The sequence below is a fragment of the Rhizobium sp. AC44/96 genome, assembly GCF_001692185.1.
Classification (GTDB): Bacteria; Pseudomonadota; Alphaproteobacteria; order Rhizobiales; family Rhizobiaceae; genus Rhizobium.
On the sequence record NZ_LXKO01000014.1, the window covers coordinates 646160 to 661343 of the forward strand.

Sequence of the window (15184 nt, forward strand, 5' to 3'; positions counted from 1 at the left end):
CCGGCGTTCATCGGTGAATGGGATCGATCCAGCGTACGTCCTCAGGCTTCTCGATCGGTTCTATGTCCAGATTGACCACGACAGGATCCTGGCCTGAACGAACTACCACGCATTCCAGCGTTTCGGTCTTGCTCGCGTTTATCTCCTGATGTGGCACGTAGGGTGGCAAAGATGAAATCGCCCGGGCCTGCTTCCGCGGTATATTCCAGGTGGTCACCCCAACGCATTCGTGCTTTCCCCTTCACGACATAGATGATGCTTTCGAGGTCGCCATGATGATGAGCGCCTGTCTTGGCATTGGCACGGATGGTCACGGTGCCCGCCCAGATCTTCTCGGCGCCGGCGCGCGCATTGTCGATGGCTGTCGCGCGGCTCATGCCCGGCGTCTGCGCCGTGTTTGGGTCGAGCGCATTGCCGGGAATAACCTGGACGCCATGCTCGCGCCAATCGATGGGGGCGTGGTGATCGTGGTCGCCATGATCGCTGGTCAATCGTCGTCTCCTTGGCGAGGTATCATCAGCGCATCATAGGCCCGCACCCTATCCGGGCAAGCACGATCGGTCAGATGCCGCGAATGCCGGAAAGATCGTCGAGCTTCTCGCGCAGCCTGCGCTTGACGTCGTCGTCCTGCTGATCCATCGCCGTGACCAGATCCCGAAGGGTCCCGCGCAGACCATGAATCTGGTCCACCAAGTCGATGATGAGATCGACGCCCGCTTCGTTGACGCCCATGCTCCGCGTCAGATCGAGGATGAGCCGTCCACGGGCGACATCGGCATCCCGGAACTCGCGGGTGCCGGTGTGCGCATCGGGGACAAGCCATCCCTGTTCGACCCAGATATCCAGCACGGTGACGTCGATTTTCAGGTAACGGCGGAATTCAAGGTCGTTCATGACTGATCTCCCATGCTCTTTCGCGGATCCTGCGGGTTGGCGGGTGTCCAGCTGTTCATGAAGTCCGTCAGCTGCTGGTCGGGTACGTCGGGCAGGACGATCTTTAGCGACACATAGATGTCGCCGGCGCCTCCGCCGCGCTTCGGCACTCCCTTGCCCTTCAACCGCAAGACCTTGCCGCTGTTGGAATTGGCGGGCAGAGTCAGGTTCACGGCGCCCGATGGCGTCGGCACACGCACCTTGCCGCCCAGCACCGCCTCCGAAAGCGAGATCGGCAGCTCGAAGCGGATGTCATCGCCATCGCGCACATAAAAACGATGCGGCCGGACGTGGATTTCAACCAGCGCATCGCCGGAGGCTGCACCGCCGATGCCCGGATCTCCCTTGCCCTTCAATCTCAAGGTCTGGCCGTCGCGGGTACCTGCCGGTATCTGCAGGTCGATCGCGGGGCCATCAGGCAGTCTGATCTGGGTTTTCGTGCCGTTCACCGCATCGAGGAAGTCCACTTCCATCGAGAAGTGCCTGTCACCGCCTTGCGCGCGGAATTCCCGACCGCCGTGAGCACGCCGGGAAAAGAAGCTCGAGAAGACATCGTCGTTCTCGCCAAAATCGGCAAAGCCGCCGCTGTTGTGATACGGGCCGCTGGCGCCATCCGCGGACGCGTACTCGCGGTAGTAGTTGCGCGGTGCCTGTTCCGCGCCATTGATGTCGATCTCACCCCGGTCGAAACGGCCGCGCTTTTCCTCGTCGCTCAGAATTTCATAGGCAGCGGAGATCTGCTTGAACCGCTCTTCGGCACTCTTGTCTCCGGGATTGAGATCGGGATGTAGTTTCTTGGCAAGCTTGCGAAATGCGCTCTGAATCTCTTTTTGCGTGGCGTCCTTCTTAACGCCGAGAAGCTCGTATGGATCGCGGCTCATAAATGTCTCCGGTTCATCCGGCGGAAATCGCCGGCTTTTGCCGATATATAGGTTGGAGACTTTGCTCCGACGAGAGGCGCCGCGGCGCCCGGCAGTACATCAGTTGCGTTTGAGATTAAGCTCGCTGGTCACGACCTGCTGGCCCGAGTCAGGGTCCTTGTCGATGGTCCGGATACGGATCGCGTCATTGCCGAGCCGCTGGATCGTCATGCTGGCGGTGCGATCGCCATTGATGAGTTTGGACCATGTGACGGCGAGATTGATCGCGTCGCCGCTGCGGCCGCCATTCAGGCTCGATACGCCGCCGGAAGGACCGATGTATTTGCCGGCATAGCGTGTGCCGGTAACGGCTATATTGGCCGACACCGCCCTGGAAACAACGAGAAGCCCCTTGCAGGTCCCATTCATGGAGAGGGCCTGGCCGTCGGCTTTGGATTGGAAATTGCAGCGCAGGTTGATCGGAGAGGAAGCCGTCGTCCGCTTCATCATGCCTCCGCCGGTCCAATCACCGGCAAGCGACTGCAGAAATGGCGCCTCGTTGGCGGCAAAGACGATTTCTGGGAAAGCGATCGCAAGGAAAAGCAAAGCGAGAACCGGCCTGCCAAAGCGTATCATGGCATTCCCCCTTGTGCGATTATGGCTCATAAATGCACAAGGGGGCGCAAAGTTCCCGACTTTCGTCCGGTGGTATGATTAGGCGACGGTCAGGTGCAGGCGCGTCTCGCCATCAAGGACGATTTCGATCGTTCCTGGGGCTTCAAGTTCGATCGCACCGCACAGCGTTCCCGTCGTGACAAGCGCACCCGCCTTGAGCGAACTGTCGGGCCTCAGGCCGTCATTGGCGTAGGCCAAGAGCCAGGTGAGGACGTCGCCCTTGGGATGCTGCGCCGGGGCCTCGTAGATCGACTGTCCGTTCAGCGTAACCTTCAGCGGCGTTCCGCTGGCTGTGTCGATCGCCGATTTGGCGACTGTCGGGCCGAGGACGTAGCCGCTGTTGCCGAGGCGGTCGGCCAGGAAAAGCAGGAACGAATCCTTGCCGCTCTCCTCGATCGCGCTCACCAACAGTTCCGCGCCCAGATGAACCGTGGCAATGGCATCGACCAGTTCAGCCCTGGTGTAGCTGCCATTGTGGCGCACCGGCAGATCCTTTCCGAGGCGCACGGCAATCTCGGCTTCGAACTTGATCCCCTTGTGCCAGGGAATCTGGGCGCCGGAATCCGCCTGGACATAAGGATGCAGGGGAGCGGTAACGGCCTGACCGTCAGGAGAAACCGTCACCTTCCAGGCATTGCTCGCGATCCCCTCATCGGCGGCGAGAAAGTTCTGAGCGTCCATCGCGTGATGCAGATCGCCAGGCAGCGAGAAACTTGCCGTCGGCGCCTGTTTGCCCGCGCGATGCAGGCTGTGGAGCCGGGCTGCCAAGGCGCGGGGATCGAAAGGTGCGGCGGCTGAGCCTGCCATGGTGTGTCTCCTCCATCGTTTTATGAGTCGCCACTCTATCGGCAACGGTCGGATGGGGCGAGGGGATGATTGGAAAGACTGTTATGCCATCGCCGCATACCAGGCGCGGCGATAGGCCGCGAGCCCCGGTATTTCCAAGGGTACGAACTGTCTTTCCGCTCCCGTCGGCGGCTTTACTCCTGTCAGCAAGGCTGCACCCTGGCTGGTGCCGGTGGATCCCGGCACTGCGATGACGGGTCGTCCGGTCAGGGCGGCCAGGATCGTCAGGTAGGTATCGTTGAGCGAGAACGGGCCTTCCACGATGGTCGGGCCGCCGGCGCCGATCAGCTCAAGGCAGGCCTCGTTCATCAGCGCGAGATAGCAGCACATGCCGGCGTAGCGTTCAGCAGCGCTTGCATCCTCGGCGTTGATCCAGCGCGCGGCCTTGCCCGGGAAGGGGCCGGAGCCGGGGGCGATGTTCGGCAGCAGCATCAGACCCTTGCTGATCACCGCGGCAAGCGCTGCAGACGCGTCGTCAGGGGATGCCGGGCCGATCTCTGCCGACAAAATCTCGAATTCCCTACCGCCCATGAAGCGCGAGGAGGGCACGGCGCGACCATAGGCATCGACATTGGCCAGCGCATCGCGCCTGGGGTCGAGATGCTCGAGGTCACCACCGACGCCGAAGTTGATCACCCAGGTGCCGGTCGAGACCACGCAAAAGGGCGCTGGCCGGCTGACGAGATGGGGCAGCAACGACGCGTTTGAATCGTGGATGCCGCAATAGACGGGTACGTTGCCCTTCAGTCCGATGCTGTCGGCAATCTCAGGCAGGACGGGTCCGAGCGCATCGAAGGCGGAACGGATCGGCGCCATCAGGTCGCGAATTCCGAGCGTATCGACGAGCGAGGAATAGCGACCGTCCCTGGGGTTCCAGAGGTCGGTGTGGCAACCAAGCGACGTCACTTCATTCGACAGGACGCCCGTCAGGCGTGCAGCCCAGTACTGCGGATAGGTCACGATGGCGGCGACCCGCGCGAAGTCATCGGCGAAGGCCGTCTTCTGATAATGCAGTTGCGCGCCGACATTCAGCCCCATCGCCTGGTGCGGCGAGAAGGTTTCCTCGAAGGGCGGCCGGAGTTGGGCATAGGCGTCGACGATCTCTTGCGGGTAAGCGTGCTCATAGTCCAGCACCGGCATGGCCAGATCGCCCTTGGCGTCCAGCAACGCCGCCGAGGCGCCGTGGGTCGTGATCGAGATTGCATCGAAGCCGGGCTGCTGCGCAAAGTTCTTGAGAGCGCCAAGCGTGAACGCCCAGAGAGCCTCGATATCGTAATGCGGATAAATGCCGTCCCTGATGACTGTGTTCGGCGTCTTTACCGCAGCAATCTCGGCACCGGTGCTGCCATCGAGAACGACGACCTTCGCATTGGTCTTGCCGATGTCGAGGACGGCGATGCGGCTGTATGTCGGTTTATCGGTCATGGCATGTGGAAGACGGTGACGAGATCGCTCTGGACGGGAGAATTGTCCGGGTTGGTCGCCATGATGTCCCCCATATGCGCCCACCACTTCTTCATGACGGGGTGCTCGGGGAGACTTGCCATGGTGTTGTCGCTCGTGCGCGTCAGAACGCCGAAGAGCGTGTTGGTCTCACGGTCCAGGTGGATCGAGTAGTCGCTGGCGCCGGACTGGTGCAGCAGATCGACCAGTTCCGGCCAGATCTCGTCATGACGCTTCTTGTACTCGGCTTCCATGCCGGGGTTGAGTGTCATCTTGAAGGCGTGCTTTTCCAAGGTCATTTGGAGCTCATGGCTTTGATACGGCGCGCGATGATCGGGATCGCGATGGTGATGATCAGCAGCAGGCCGATGAAGATCGACATGACAATGCCGGGAACGTTGAGGAGGCCGAGACCGAAGGTGACGAGACCCATGACGAAGGCCGCGATGACAACGCCGCCGATCTTGCCGGAACCGCCGAGGATCGAGACGCCACCGAGAACAACCATGGTCACGACTTCAAGCTCCCAGCCCTGCGCGATCGACGGACGGGTCGAGCCGAGACGGGAGGTCAGGCAGACGGATGCGATGCCGCTCATGACGCCGGTCAACACGAAGAGAATGAACTTCACGCGCTCGACCGGGATGCCGGAGAAGCGAGCAGCGAAATCATTGTTGCCGATCGTATAGACCTGACGGCCGAAGTTCGTGGCGTGCAGCAGGATCGCGAATGCGATCGCCAGCACGATGAAGAGCACGAATTCGAAGGAAAAGACCCAGACGACATAGCCCTGGCCGAAGAAGGCGAAATCTTCCGGGTAACCACCATACGCCTGATCGCCGAGGACGATGTAGGAAATGCCGCGAAACAGGCTCATCGTGCCGATGGTCACGACGATAGACGGCAGTTTCAGCACCGAGACCAGGAAGCCATTGAACATGCCACAAAGCAGGCCGACACCGACGCCGATGGCAACGAGGCCGGGCGCTCCGACGCCAGCCTGGGCGGCAGCACCCATGGCGGTCGAGGCGAGCGCGATGATGGCCGCGACCGACAGATCGATCTCACCTGAAATGACGAGCAGCGCCATGGCAAAGGCGATCATCGCCTTTTCAGTGAAGTTGAAGGTCGCGTCGGACAGGTTCCAGGCATCCAGGAAGTAGGGCGATGCCAGCGAATTGAAGATGAAGATCAGGACGGCGACACCGAAGAGGAGGACTTCCCAGCTCGACATGATGCGCTTGAACGGAGTTCCCAAGCGGTCCGGAATGACGCGCTTTTCGCTCGGGGTGGAAACGACGGTGCTCATGCTGCCACCTCTGCTGGGGTCTCGGCTGCGGCCTTGTCACGCAGGATGATGCGGCCGCGATTGCGCTCGCGTCTTGCGTTGAAGACGACGGCGAGGATGATGACGGTGCCGGAGATTGCCATTTGCGTGAACGGCGAGATGCCGATGACGGGCAGTGCGTTCTTGATGACACCGAGGAAGAGGGCGCCGAGCACAGTGCCGATCACGGAGCCAACGCCGCCGGCAATCGAGATGCCGCCGATGACACACGCGGCGACGCTATCGAGCTCGAAGCCGTTGGCGATATCGACATAGGCGACGGCGTAGCGCGACACCCAGAGATAGCTTGCAAGGCCAGCCAGCGCACCTGATAGCACGAAGGCGAGGAATTTCGTCCAGCCGACATCGATACCGGCATAGACGGCCGCGGTCGGATTGCCGCCGGCAGCATAGGTCGAGCGGCCGAACTGGGTGTATTTCAACAGCATGTAGATCAGGGCGACAATGATGATCGCAGCCCAGCTCAGGATCGGCATGCCGAGTACCACCGTGCGCGGCACATTGAGGAATGTCGGCGTCATCTGATGCGCATTCACCCATTCACCGCCGGACAGCACGAAGGCCATGCCGCGATAGATGGTCAGCGTGCCGAGTGTCACGACGATCGGCGGAATTTCAAGCGCCCACACCAGGAAGCCGTTGATCGCGCCGAGAAAGGCGCCAATCAGGACGGCGGCGAGGATCAGCACGATCAGCGGCAGATCCGGATGGGCGGCGTTCAGCATCGCGATCGCCATGCCGGTGAAGGCGAGATTGGCGGCGACGGACAGGTCGATCGACTTGGTCAGGATGACCGTCATCTGCGCAAGCGCCAGGATGATCAGGATCGACGTGTCGTTGAAGATGCCGGCGAGGTTGCCAGGCGTCGCGAAGCCCTGGGCTCGCGTCGAGAAGACCGCGATCATCACCGCAATGATGATGAATAGCAGCGTTTCGCGTTTTTTCAGGAGTCTGGACATGCTGGTATCCTCAAGCGTTACCGGTGGCAGCGCGCACCAGCGTTTCCGGCGTCAGGTCCTTGCGCTCGAAGAGACCGGCAGACAGGCCTTCCTTCATGACAAGAACCCGGTCGGACATTCCGATGATCTCAGGCAGCTCGGACGAGATCATGATGATGGACAGGCCTTCGGCGGCGAGCTCGCTGATGAAACCATGCACCGCAGCCTTAGAGCCGATGTCGATACCCTTGGTCGGCTCGTCGAGAATGATGACCTTTGGCAGCGTTGCCAGCCACTTCCCGATGACAACCTTCTGCTGGTTGCCGCCCGATAGCGTGCCGACGGGAACCGACAGGGCCGCGGCGCGCAGATCGAGACGCTCGGCGTATTTACGGGCAAGCGCGAACTCGTTGGCGGCCTTCAGGAAGCCCTTGCGCGAGGTGCGCCCGAGCGAAGGCAGCGTCATGTTCTGGTAGATCGGCATCGGCAGCGCCAGGCCATGGCGACCACGCTCTTCCGGCACATAGACGATACCGGCCTTGATCGCATCGAGCGGCGAGTTGATGCTGATCTCGCGGCCGTCGAGCGTCAGCTTGCCTGACAGAGGCTTGGTGATGCCGAACAGCGACTGGCAAAGCTCGGAACGACCGGCGCCGATCAGGCCATAGATGCCCAGGATCTCGCCCTTGCGCAGCGTCAGCGAAATATCGCGGAACTCCGTCTGGTGACAGTACTTCTCGACCTGCAGGACCGGCGCGCCGATGGCGACGTCGATCTTCGGGAAAGCATTCTCGACATCGCGGCCGACCATCAGCCGAACGATGTCGTCCTGTGGCGTGGTCTTCAGCTTGCCGTGGCCGACGGCCTTGCCGTCGCGGAACACGACGAAGTTGTCGGCAATCTCGTAGAGTTCGTCGAACTTGTGGCTGATGAAGAGGATCGCCTTGCCCTGTGCCTTCAGGCCTTCGACGATGCGGAAGAGATCGTCGATTTCCTTGCGCGACAGGGCCGCGGTCGGCTCGTCCATGATGACGATGCGGGCCTCGATCGAGAGCGCGCGGGAGATCGCCACGAGATGGCGCTGCGCAATCGAGAGGTCCTTCAGGCGGATCGTCGGATCGATGTTGCTTTCGAGCGAGGTGAGCAGCGCCTTGGCGCGGCTGTTCATCAGCTTCCAGTCGATCGTGCGGAATTTCGTTCTCGGCGCGTGGCCGAGGAAAATGTTTTCGGCAACCGTCAGCTCGTCGAACAGCACGGTTTCCTGATGGATCGCGGTCACGCCTGCGTCGATCGCAGCCTGTGCGTTGGCAAAACTGGTCGGCTTGCCGTCGACGATGATCTCGCCTTCGTTCGGCCGGTAGATGCCGGTCAGGATCTTGACGAGTGTCGACTTGCCGGCGCCGTTTTCGCCGATCAGAGCAGTGACCTTGCCGGGATAGAGCGCGATGCTGACGTTGTCGAGCGCCTTCACGCCGGGGAAGATCTGCGAGATGCCGCGCATCTCCAGGATGGCGGGTGCATCAGCGGCGTTGACGTCCGCGACAGGTTGTTGAAGGGCAGTGTTCATCAGCGTTTACCAGTGTTCAATGGGAAAGTCCCGGCGGCCTGAACCGCCGGGTTTGGTTCGTCCAAGCGAGGCTTAGAAAACCTTCGAGAACTGGTCGATGTTCGAAGCGTTGTAGATGAACGGATCGGCCATTGCGGCTTCGCCCTTTTCATCAACCTTGATCTTGCCCATGCGGCCGGCTTCGATTTCGGTGCCCGGCTTGCCGGTCGCGTCACCCTTTACGAGGTGATAGGCGATCTGCGTTGCGGAGTAGCCGAGGTCGATCGGGTTCCAGATCGCGAATTCCTTCGTCGCACCAGACTTGATCGCACCGGCCATTTCGGACGGCAGGCCAAGACCTGTTACGTAGACCTTGCCGACGAGACCCTTGTCTTCGACAACCTTGGAAGCGGCCAGAACGCCGACCGTCGTCGGAGCGACGATGACCTTGACGTTCGGGTTGGACTTCAGCAGGCCTTCGGCTTCACGATAGGACTTGTCCGAAAGGTCGTCGCCGTAAACGGTGGTGACGAGGTTCATGCCGGCGAAGTCCTTGAGCTGCTTCTTCATCTCACCGATCCAGATGTTCTGGTTCGTCGAGGTGGTGGTTGCAGACAGGATGGCGAAATCGCCCTTGCCGCCTTCCAGGTGGTCCTTGACGAGCGTCAGGCACATCTTGCCGATCAGTTCGTTCGACGACGGGTTCAGCTGCAGGATACGGCCGTCCTTGTTGACACCGGAATCCCAGGAGATGACCTTGATGCCGCGCTGCTTGGCCTTCTTGAGGGCCGGGATGACAGCGTCCGGATCGTTGGCGGAGATCGCGATAGCGTCAACGCCCTGAGCGATCAGCGAGTTGATGACTTCGATCTGGCCTTCGGCCGTCGTCGAGGTCGGGCCGGTGTAGATGACTTCTACGCCGCCGAGTTCCTTGGCTGCTTCCTGTGCGCCCTTGTTGGCGGCTTCGAAGAAGCCGTTACCGAGAGACTTCACCACCAGGCCGATCTTGATGTCCTTGGCGCTTGCAGCGCCTGCCATCAAGGCGACGGCAAAGGCAACGCCTACTGCCAGTGTTTTTGCGAGTTTCATGCTTTATCCTCCCACGTTGTTAAGACTTGAATACATCCTGCCGGTGCCACTCATGCGACCGACGAGGAATCCTCCTTCGCTTGCGAGATCGTGCTCGCAACGACGAGCTTGATACCCGCATCTTCGATCATCCGTCCGGCTTCCTCGGGAATGCCGTCGTCGGTAATGATCGTCGAAACACGGTCGAGCGGGCACAGAATGAGGCTCGACCGGCGGTTAAACTTGCTGGAATCGACCATGACGACGAGTTCGTCGGCCTGGTGCATCAGCTTCTGTTCGCTCTGAATGATCTGCGCGTCGGCTTCCATGATCCCGAGCGGACCGACGCCCTGCGCGCCGATGAAGAAACGGCGCGCATAGAAATTGCGGATCGCGTCATTGTCGAACGGCGACAGGATCAGGCTCTGCTCGCGATAGATCACGCCACCGGGCACGGTAACCGTGTTCTTCGAGTGCTTGACCAGATGCTCGGCGATCGCAAACGAGTTGGTCATGACCTGCATGCGATGGGCGGCCATGAAATGCACCATCTGGAAGGTGGTCGTGCCACCATTGATGATGATCGCATCGCCCGGATCGCACAGATCGACGGCTGCGCGCGCGATTGAGCGTTTTTTATCGATGTTGACTGATTCTGAAACCCGGAAAGGGCGCCCGGCGAGATTCCCGAGCTGTGGCGGATGCACAGCCTCGGCGCCACCCCGCACGCGACGGATCTTCCCCTGCACATGAAGGGCCGCTATGTCACGCCGGATCGTCGCCTCGGAAGCCTCTGTCAATTCGGAAATATCCTGAATCGTGATGACAGACTTTTCCTGAACGGCGCTCAGTATGATGCGATGGCGTTCGCGTTCGTGCATGGGGTTCCTCCTAGCTTGCTTATTTCGCAGTTGTGACAATGTGTCAATCAAAAACGATCAAGAAATTTCATATTGCGCTGCACAATAATCGAATTTGATCGTTTTCGATTGACAATGTCCATTTCGATGAGCGATACCGTCACCGCAAAGGGCGCGGAGTTCGTTCGTGCGTCCAAGAAATTTTACATGGGAGGATGACATGGCGGCAACCGTCCGGCTTCTTGATAATCGTTGGGACGATTCATATGCAGCAGGCCTCGATGAGCCTGGAAAGCTGCTTTATCGCTCGAATCTGCTGGGTGCTGACAAGCGCATCACCAACTATGGCGGCGGCAACACCTCTGCCAAGGTCATGGAAACCGACCCGCTCACCGGCGAGAAGGTCAAGGTTCTCTGGGTCAAGGGTTCGGGCGGCGACGTCGGCACCATCAAGCTCGACGGCTTCGCCACCCTCTACCAAGAAAAGCTCGACTCGCTGAAGGGCATCTACAAGGGCGTTGAAGACGAAGACCGCATGGTCGGCTTCCTCCCGCATTGCACCTACAACCTCAACAGCCGCGCCGCTTCCATCGACACTCCGCTGCATGGTTTCGTGCCCTTCACGCATGTCGACCACATGCATCCCGATGCGATCATCGCAATCGCTGCCTCGAAGAACTCCAAGGAATTGACGCAGCAGATTTTCGGCGCTGATATCGGCTGGCTGCCCTGGCGCCGCCCGGGCTTCCAGCTCGGCCTCGACCTCGAAGCCTTCGTCAAGGCGAACCCGAATTCCAAGGGCGTCGTGCTCGAAAGCCATGGTCTCTTCACCTGGGCGAATGACGCAAAGGCCTGCTACGAGCTGACGCTCGACATCATCAACAAGGCGATCGTCTGGTTTGCCGAGAAGACCGAAGGCAAGACCATTTTCGGCGGCGCCGTCGCCAAGAGCCTTCCGGTTGAAGAGCGCCGTGCCATCGCAGCCCGCCTGATGCCCGAGATTCGCGGCCGCATCGGCAAGGCGGAGCGCAAGCTCGGTCACTTCGACGATCAGGACGCCGTTCTCGAGTTCGTCAACTCGAAGAACTTGGCACCGCTCGGCGCGCTCGGCACCAGCTGCCCGGACCACTTCCTGCGCACCAAGATCCGCCCGCTGATCGTCGACTTCGACCCGGCAAAGCCGGATGTGGATGCGATCGTTGCCGGTCTCGACAAGGCTCTCGAAGACTACCGCGCCGACTACGCGCGCTACTACAACGACTGCAAGCATGACAATTCGCCCGCCATGCGCGATGCGAACCCGGTCATCTTCCTAGTTCCCGGCGTCGGCATGCTGTCCTTTGCTCGCGACAAGGCCACGGCGCGCATCGCCAGCGAGTTTTACGTCAACGCCATCAACGTCATGCGCGGCGCCTCGACCGTTTCGGAGTATCAGGGCCTTCCCGAGCAGGAAGCCTTCGACATTGAATACTGGCTGCTCGAGGAAGCCAAGCTTCAGCGTATGCCGAAGCCGAAGAGCCTGGCCGGCAAGGTTGCCTTCGTCACTGGCGGCGCCGGTGGCATCGGTCGCGCGACGGCTGCCCGCCTGATCGGCGAGGGTGCCTGCGTGGTTCTGGCCGATATCGACCAGGAAGCGCTCGACAACACGAAGGCCGATTTCGCCAAGCAGTTCGGCGCGGATGCCGTTCGTGGCGTCAAGCTCGACGTGACCAAGGAAGACGGCGTGATCTCGTCCTTCGCGGAAGCCTGCGTCGAGTTCGGCGGCGTTGATATCCTCGTGTCCAACGCTGGTATCGCTTCGTCTGCGCCGATCGAAAGCACCGAGCTTTCGATGTGGAACAAGAACATCGACATTCTGGCAACTGGCTATTTCCTCGTGTCGCGCGAAGCCTTCCGCCTTTTCCGCAAGCAGAACCTCGGCGGCAACGTCGTGTTCGTCGCCTCCAAGAACGGCCTGGCATCGTCGCCGAACGCCGCTGCGTATTGCACGGCCAAGGCTGCCGAGATCCATCTCGCCCGTTGCCTGGCGCTTGAAGGCGCGGAAGCTGGCATTCGCGTCAACACTGTCAACCCGGATGCGGTCCTGCGCGGATCGAAGATCTGGAACGGCGAGTGGCGCGAACAGCGTGCGGCATCGTCGAAGATCGAAATCAACGAGCTGGAGGAGCACTACCGCAAGCGCTCCATGCTGAAGCTCAACGTCTTCCCTGAAGACATCGCCGAAGCAATCTACTTCCTGGCGTCGGATCTCTCGGCAAAGTCCACCGGCAACATCATCAACGTCGATGCCGGCAACGCGCAGAGCTTCCCGCGCTAAATCAAGTTGCTGCGGCGGGCGTCATGCCCGCCGCGTCTCATCCAAATATCTCGGGAGGAACTCATGGCCGAGTCCAAAATCGCGCAGGATGTGATTGCGCAGGAAAACGACAAGCGCGCATCCGCGCTCAAATCCGATTATGAAGCGCTGGGCGCCAATCTTTCGCGCCGTGGCGTAGACATTGAAAACATCACGCGCCGCGTCTCCGAATTCTTCGTGGCCGTTCCCTCTTGGGGCGTCGGCACCGGTGGCACGCGCTTTGCCCGCTTCCCGGGCACTGGCGAGCCGCGCGGCATCTTTGACAAGCTCGACGATTGCTCCGTCATCAACGAGCTGACGCGCGCCACGCCGAACGTCTCGCTCCACATTCCGTGGGACAAGACCGACGTCAAGGAATTGAAGGCAAAGGGCGATCAGCTCGGCCTCGGCTTCGACGCGATGAATTCCAACACCTTCTCCGACGCGCCCGGCCAGGCCCATTCCTACAAGTATGGATCGCTCAGCCACACCGACGCGGCAACCCGCGCGCAGGCCATCGAGCACAACATCGAATGCATCGAGATCGGCAAGGCGATCGGCTCCAAGGCGCTGACCGTCTGGGTCGGCGATGGCTCGAACTTCCCGGGCCAGAGCAACTTCACGAAGGCCTTCGAACGCTACCTCGCCTCGATGGCCGACATCTACAAGGCGCTGCCTGACGATTGGAAGCTGTTCTCCGAACACAAGATGTACGAGCCGGCCTTCTACTCGACGGTCGTACAGGACTGGGGCACCAACTACCTGATCGCCCAGACGCTCGGGCCGAAGGCGCACTGCCTTGTCGACCTCGGCCACCATGCGCCGAACACCAACATTGAGATGATCGTTGCCCGCCTGATCCAGTTCGGCAAGCTCGGCGGCTTCCACTTCAACGACTCGAAGTATGGCGACGACGACCTCGATGCCGGTTCGATCGAGCCTTACCGCCTGTTCCTCGTCTTCAACGAACTGGTCGAGGCCGAGCAGCGCGGCGTCAACGACTTCAACCCGGCACACATGATCGACCAGTCGCATAACGTGACCGATCCCATCGAAAGCCTGATCAACAGCGCCAACGAAATCCGCCGCGCCTACGCGCAGGCGCTGATTGTTGACCGCAAGGCTCTCACAGGCTTCCAGGACGAAAATGACGCCCTGATGGCGACAGAGACGCTGAAGCGCGGTTATCGCACCGATGTCGAGCCGATCCTGGCAGAAGCCCGCCGTCGCGCCGGCGGCGCGATCGATCCGGTCGCCACCTACCGCGTCAGCGGCTATCGCAAGAAGGTCGCCGCGGAGCGTCCTGCATCCGTCGGCGGCAGCGGCGGTATCATCTGAGCCTCCCAAGGCCTATCTCGCCGGGCCGCTGCTGAAAAAGCAGTGGCCCGGTTTCGTTTTGGGGAGTGCCCGGTGGCGAGATGTCGAGCCGCCTAGCGGGCTGGGACGGCCGGAGTACTCAGCTAAAGGATGTAGCTGATGGGATCGTTGCTGACGGGATGCGGAAAGACGCCCATCTCCACTCCGAAAACCGACTTCAGCACATCGAACCGCACGATTTCCGCCGGCGTCCCGTGTGCGGAGATTTGGCCGCTCTTCAGGGCGACGATTTCGTCACAATAGCGCGCCGCCAAATTGATATCGTGAAGGACGACGACGATCGTCAGTCCGCGCTCGTGGCTGATCTCTCGCAGGAGAGCCAGAACGCCGTCCTGATGCAGGAGATCGAGGGCTGACGTCGGCTCATCGAGAAGCAGGCATTGCGCATTCTGTGCGAGCATCATCGCAATCCATGCGCGCTGCCTCTCACCGCCCGACATGCTTGCGACGGAACTATCCGCGAAGCGCGCGAGATCGGTCCTATCGATTGCGTCTTCGACCAGCTTGCGGTCGCTGCTCGTGAACCGACCGAGCGTTCCATGCCAGGGGAAACGACCGAGGGCCACCAGTTCGCTGACGGTCATGCCATCGGTGTGCGGGGTAAACTGCGGCATGTAGGCGACCAAGCGCGCGAACGCGCGGCTGCCCCAATTTGTCAAGGCTTCGCCCTGCAGGCTGGCGGTGCCGGACGTCGGTGTGACCTGCCGCGCCATGATCTTCAGAAGCGTGCTCTTGCCGCTGCCGTTCTGGCCCACCAAGCCATAGACGCGTCCGCGCTCAAGTGTCAGGTCTATTCCCGAAAGGATGGTCTTTCCTTCCGCGCGATAGGTAATCTGCGACATGGTGAGGAATGGCGTGGACATGTGCGGTATCTCTAGCTGGCTCTCGGGTGCCGAACACGGCGACTAGCGCTCTGCTAAACTTTACCAACTTTGTCAACTTACCAGTGCTATTC

At 60.8% G+C, this 15184-nt stretch carries 14 protein-coding genes and 1 pseudogene; 2 read left to right on the forward strand and 13 right to left on the reverse strand.

The annotated features are described in order from the left end of the window. Positions 1 to 7: 7 nt before the first annotated feature. The 12 genes and pseudogenes from A6U87_RS15525 to A6U87_RS15580 form a co-directional block, all read right to left on the reverse strand. Positions 8 to 491: pseudogene (locus tag A6U87_RS15525) on the reverse strand (cupin domain-containing protein). A gap of 70 nt (positions 492 to 561) precedes the next feature. Further along, positions 562 to 894, reverse strand: a complete 333-nt coding sequence (locus A6U87_RS15530; RefSeq protein WP_065692129.1) for a chaperone modulator CbpM — start codon at positions 892 to 894, stop codon at positions 562 to 564. Beyond that, positions 891 to 1814 carry a DnaJ C-terminal domain-containing protein gene (locus tag A6U87_RS15535; RefSeq protein ID WP_065692130.1) on the reverse strand — a complete coding sequence of 308 codons (924 nt, stop codon included), beginning with the start codon at positions 1812 to 1814 and terminating at the stop codon, positions 891 to 893. The genes A6U87_RS15530 and A6U87_RS15535 overlap by 4 nt, the downstream gene beginning before the upstream one ends. 99 nt (positions 1815 to 1913) lie before the next feature. After that, positions 1914 to 2429 (reverse strand): hypothetical protein, encoded by a 516-nt coding sequence (locus A6U87_RS15540; protein WP_244499503.1) that lies wholly within the window; start codon positions 2427 to 2429, stop codon positions 1914 to 1916. Between the two features lie 78 nt (positions 2430 to 2507). Continuing rightward, complete coding sequence (locus A6U87_RS15545; protein ID WP_065692131.1) at positions 2508 to 3275, reverse strand: fumarylacetoacetate hydrolase family protein; 768 nt, start codon at positions 3273 to 3275, stop codon at positions 2508 to 2510. 81 nt (positions 3276 to 3356) lie between these two features. Further along, positions 3357 to 4739 (reverse strand): FGGY-family carbohydrate kinase, encoded by a 1383-nt coding sequence (locus A6U87_RS15550; RefSeq protein ID WP_065692132.1) that lies wholly within the window; start codon positions 4737 to 4739, stop codon positions 3357 to 3359. Then, positions 4736 to 5056 carry an L-rhamnose mutarotase gene (gene rhaM, locus A6U87_RS15555; RefSeq protein ID WP_065692133.1) on the reverse strand — a complete coding sequence of 107 codons (321 nt, stop codon included), beginning with the start codon at positions 5054 to 5056 and terminating at the stop codon, positions 4736 to 4738. The genes A6U87_RS15550 and rhaM overlap by 4 nt, the downstream gene beginning before the upstream one ends. Beyond that, positions 5053 to 6066: an ABC transporter permease gene (locus A6U87_RS15560; RefSeq protein WP_065692134.1), complete on the reverse strand. Its 1014-nt coding sequence runs from the start codon at positions 6064 to 6066 to the stop codon at positions 5053 to 5055. Before A6U87_RS15560 ends, rhaM begins: the two co-directional genes overlap by 4 nt. Then, positions 6063 to 7064 carry an ABC transporter permease gene (locus tag A6U87_RS15565; RefSeq protein ID WP_065692135.1) on the reverse strand — a complete coding sequence of 334 codons (1002 nt, stop codon included), beginning with the start codon at positions 7062 to 7064 and terminating at the stop codon, positions 6063 to 6065. The genes A6U87_RS15560 and A6U87_RS15565 overlap by 4 nt, the downstream gene beginning before the upstream one ends. Before the next feature lie 10 nt (positions 7065 to 7074). After that, the gene (locus A6U87_RS15570) at positions 7075 to 8610 is read right to left on the reverse strand and encodes a sugar ABC transporter ATP-binding protein (protein ID WP_065692136.1); all 1536 of its coding nucleotides are present in this window, start codon (positions 8608 to 8610) and stop codon (positions 7075 to 7077) included. A gap of 72 nt (positions 8611 to 8682) precedes the next feature. Continuing rightward, positions 8683 to 9678, reverse strand: a complete 996-nt coding sequence (gene rhaS, locus A6U87_RS15575) for a rhamnose ABC transporter substrate-binding protein (RefSeq protein WP_056813430.1) — start codon at positions 9676 to 9678, stop codon at positions 8683 to 8685. A gap of 50 nt (positions 9679 to 9728) precedes the next feature. Then, the gene (locus A6U87_RS15580; RefSeq protein WP_065692137.1) at positions 9729 to 10538 is read right to left on the reverse strand and encodes a DeoR/GlpR family DNA-binding transcription regulator; all 810 of its coding nucleotides are present in this window, start codon (positions 10536 to 10538) and stop codon (positions 9729 to 9731) included. Between the two features lie 199 nt (positions 10539 to 10737). On the opposite strand from A6U87_RS15580, the gene A6U87_RS15585 reads away from it, so the two are divergent. Next, on the forward strand, positions 10738 to 12834 hold the full coding sequence (locus A6U87_RS15585; RefSeq protein WP_065692138.1) for a bifunctional rhamnulose-1-phosphate aldolase/short-chain dehydrogenase: 2097 nt from the start codon (positions 10738 to 10740) through the stop codon (positions 12832 to 12834). A gap of 63 nt (positions 12835 to 12897) precedes the next feature. Next, positions 12898 to 14190 carry an L-rhamnose catabolism isomerase gene (rhaI, locus tag A6U87_RS15590; protein ID WP_065692139.1) on the forward strand — a complete coding sequence of 431 codons (1293 nt, stop codon included), beginning with the start codon at positions 12898 to 12900 and terminating at the stop codon, positions 14188 to 14190. A gap of 122 nt (positions 14191 to 14312) precedes the next feature. On the opposite strand, the gene A6U87_RS15595 is transcribed toward rhaI, so the two are convergent. Further along, positions 14313 to 15092: an ABC transporter ATP-binding protein gene (locus A6U87_RS15595; protein ID WP_065692140.1), complete on the reverse strand. Its 780-nt coding sequence runs from the start codon at positions 15090 to 15092 to the stop codon at positions 14313 to 14315. Positions 15093 to 15184 lie beyond the last annotated feature (92 nt).

Coding starts and splice junctions, on each gene's coding strand:
- A6U87_RS15545 (WP_065692131.1), bottom strand. CDS start 3,275: ATGGCAGGCTCAGCCGCCGCACCTTTCGATCCCCGCGCCTTGGCAGCC.
- A6U87_RS15540 (WP_244499503.1), bottom strand. CDS start 2,429: ATGATACGCTTTGGCAGGCCGGTTCTCGCTTTGCTTTTCCTTGCGATC.
- A6U87_RS15570 (WP_065692136.1), bottom strand. CDS start 8,610: ATGAACACTGCCCTTCAACAACCTGTCGCGGACGTCAACGCCGCTGAT.
- A6U87_RS15565 (WP_065692135.1), bottom strand. CDS start 7,064: ATGTCCAGACTCCTGAAAAAACGCGAAACGCTGCTATTCATCATCATT.
- A6U87_RS15595 (WP_065692140.1), bottom strand. CDS start 15,092: ATGTCCACGCCATTCCTCACCATGTCGCAGATTACCTATCGCGCGGAA.
- A6U87_RS15585 (WP_065692138.1), top strand. CDS start 10,738: ATGGCGGCAACCGTCCGGCTTCTTGATAATCGTTGGGACGATTCATAT.
- A6U87_RS15530 (WP_065692129.1), bottom strand. CDS start 894: ATGAACGACCTTGAATTCCGCCGTTACCTGAAAATCGACGTCACCGTG.
- rhaM (WP_065692133.1), bottom strand. CDS start 5,056: ATGACCTTGGAAAAGCACGCCTTCAAGATGACACTCAACCCCGGCATG.
- A6U87_RS15550 (WP_065692132.1), bottom strand. CDS start 4,739: ATGACCGATAAACCGACATACAGCCGCATCGCCGTCCTCGACATCGGC.
- rhaI (WP_065692139.1), top strand. CDS start 12,898: ATGGCCGAGTCCAAAATCGCGCAGGATGTGATTGCGCAGGAAAACGAC.
- A6U87_RS15580 (WP_065692137.1), bottom strand. CDS start 10,538: ATGCACGAACGCGAACGCCATCGCATCATACTGAGCGCCGTTCAGGAA.
- rhaS (WP_056813430.1), bottom strand. CDS start 9,678: ATGAAACTCGCAAAAACACTGGCAGTAGGCGTTGCCTTTGCCGTCGCC.
- A6U87_RS15560 (WP_065692134.1), bottom strand. CDS start 6,066: ATGAGCACCGTCGTTTCCACCCCGAGCGAAAAGCGCGTCATTCCGGAC.
- A6U87_RS15535 (WP_065692130.1), bottom strand. CDS start 1,814: ATGAGCCGCGATCCATACGAGCTTCTCGGCGTTAAGAAGGACGCCACG.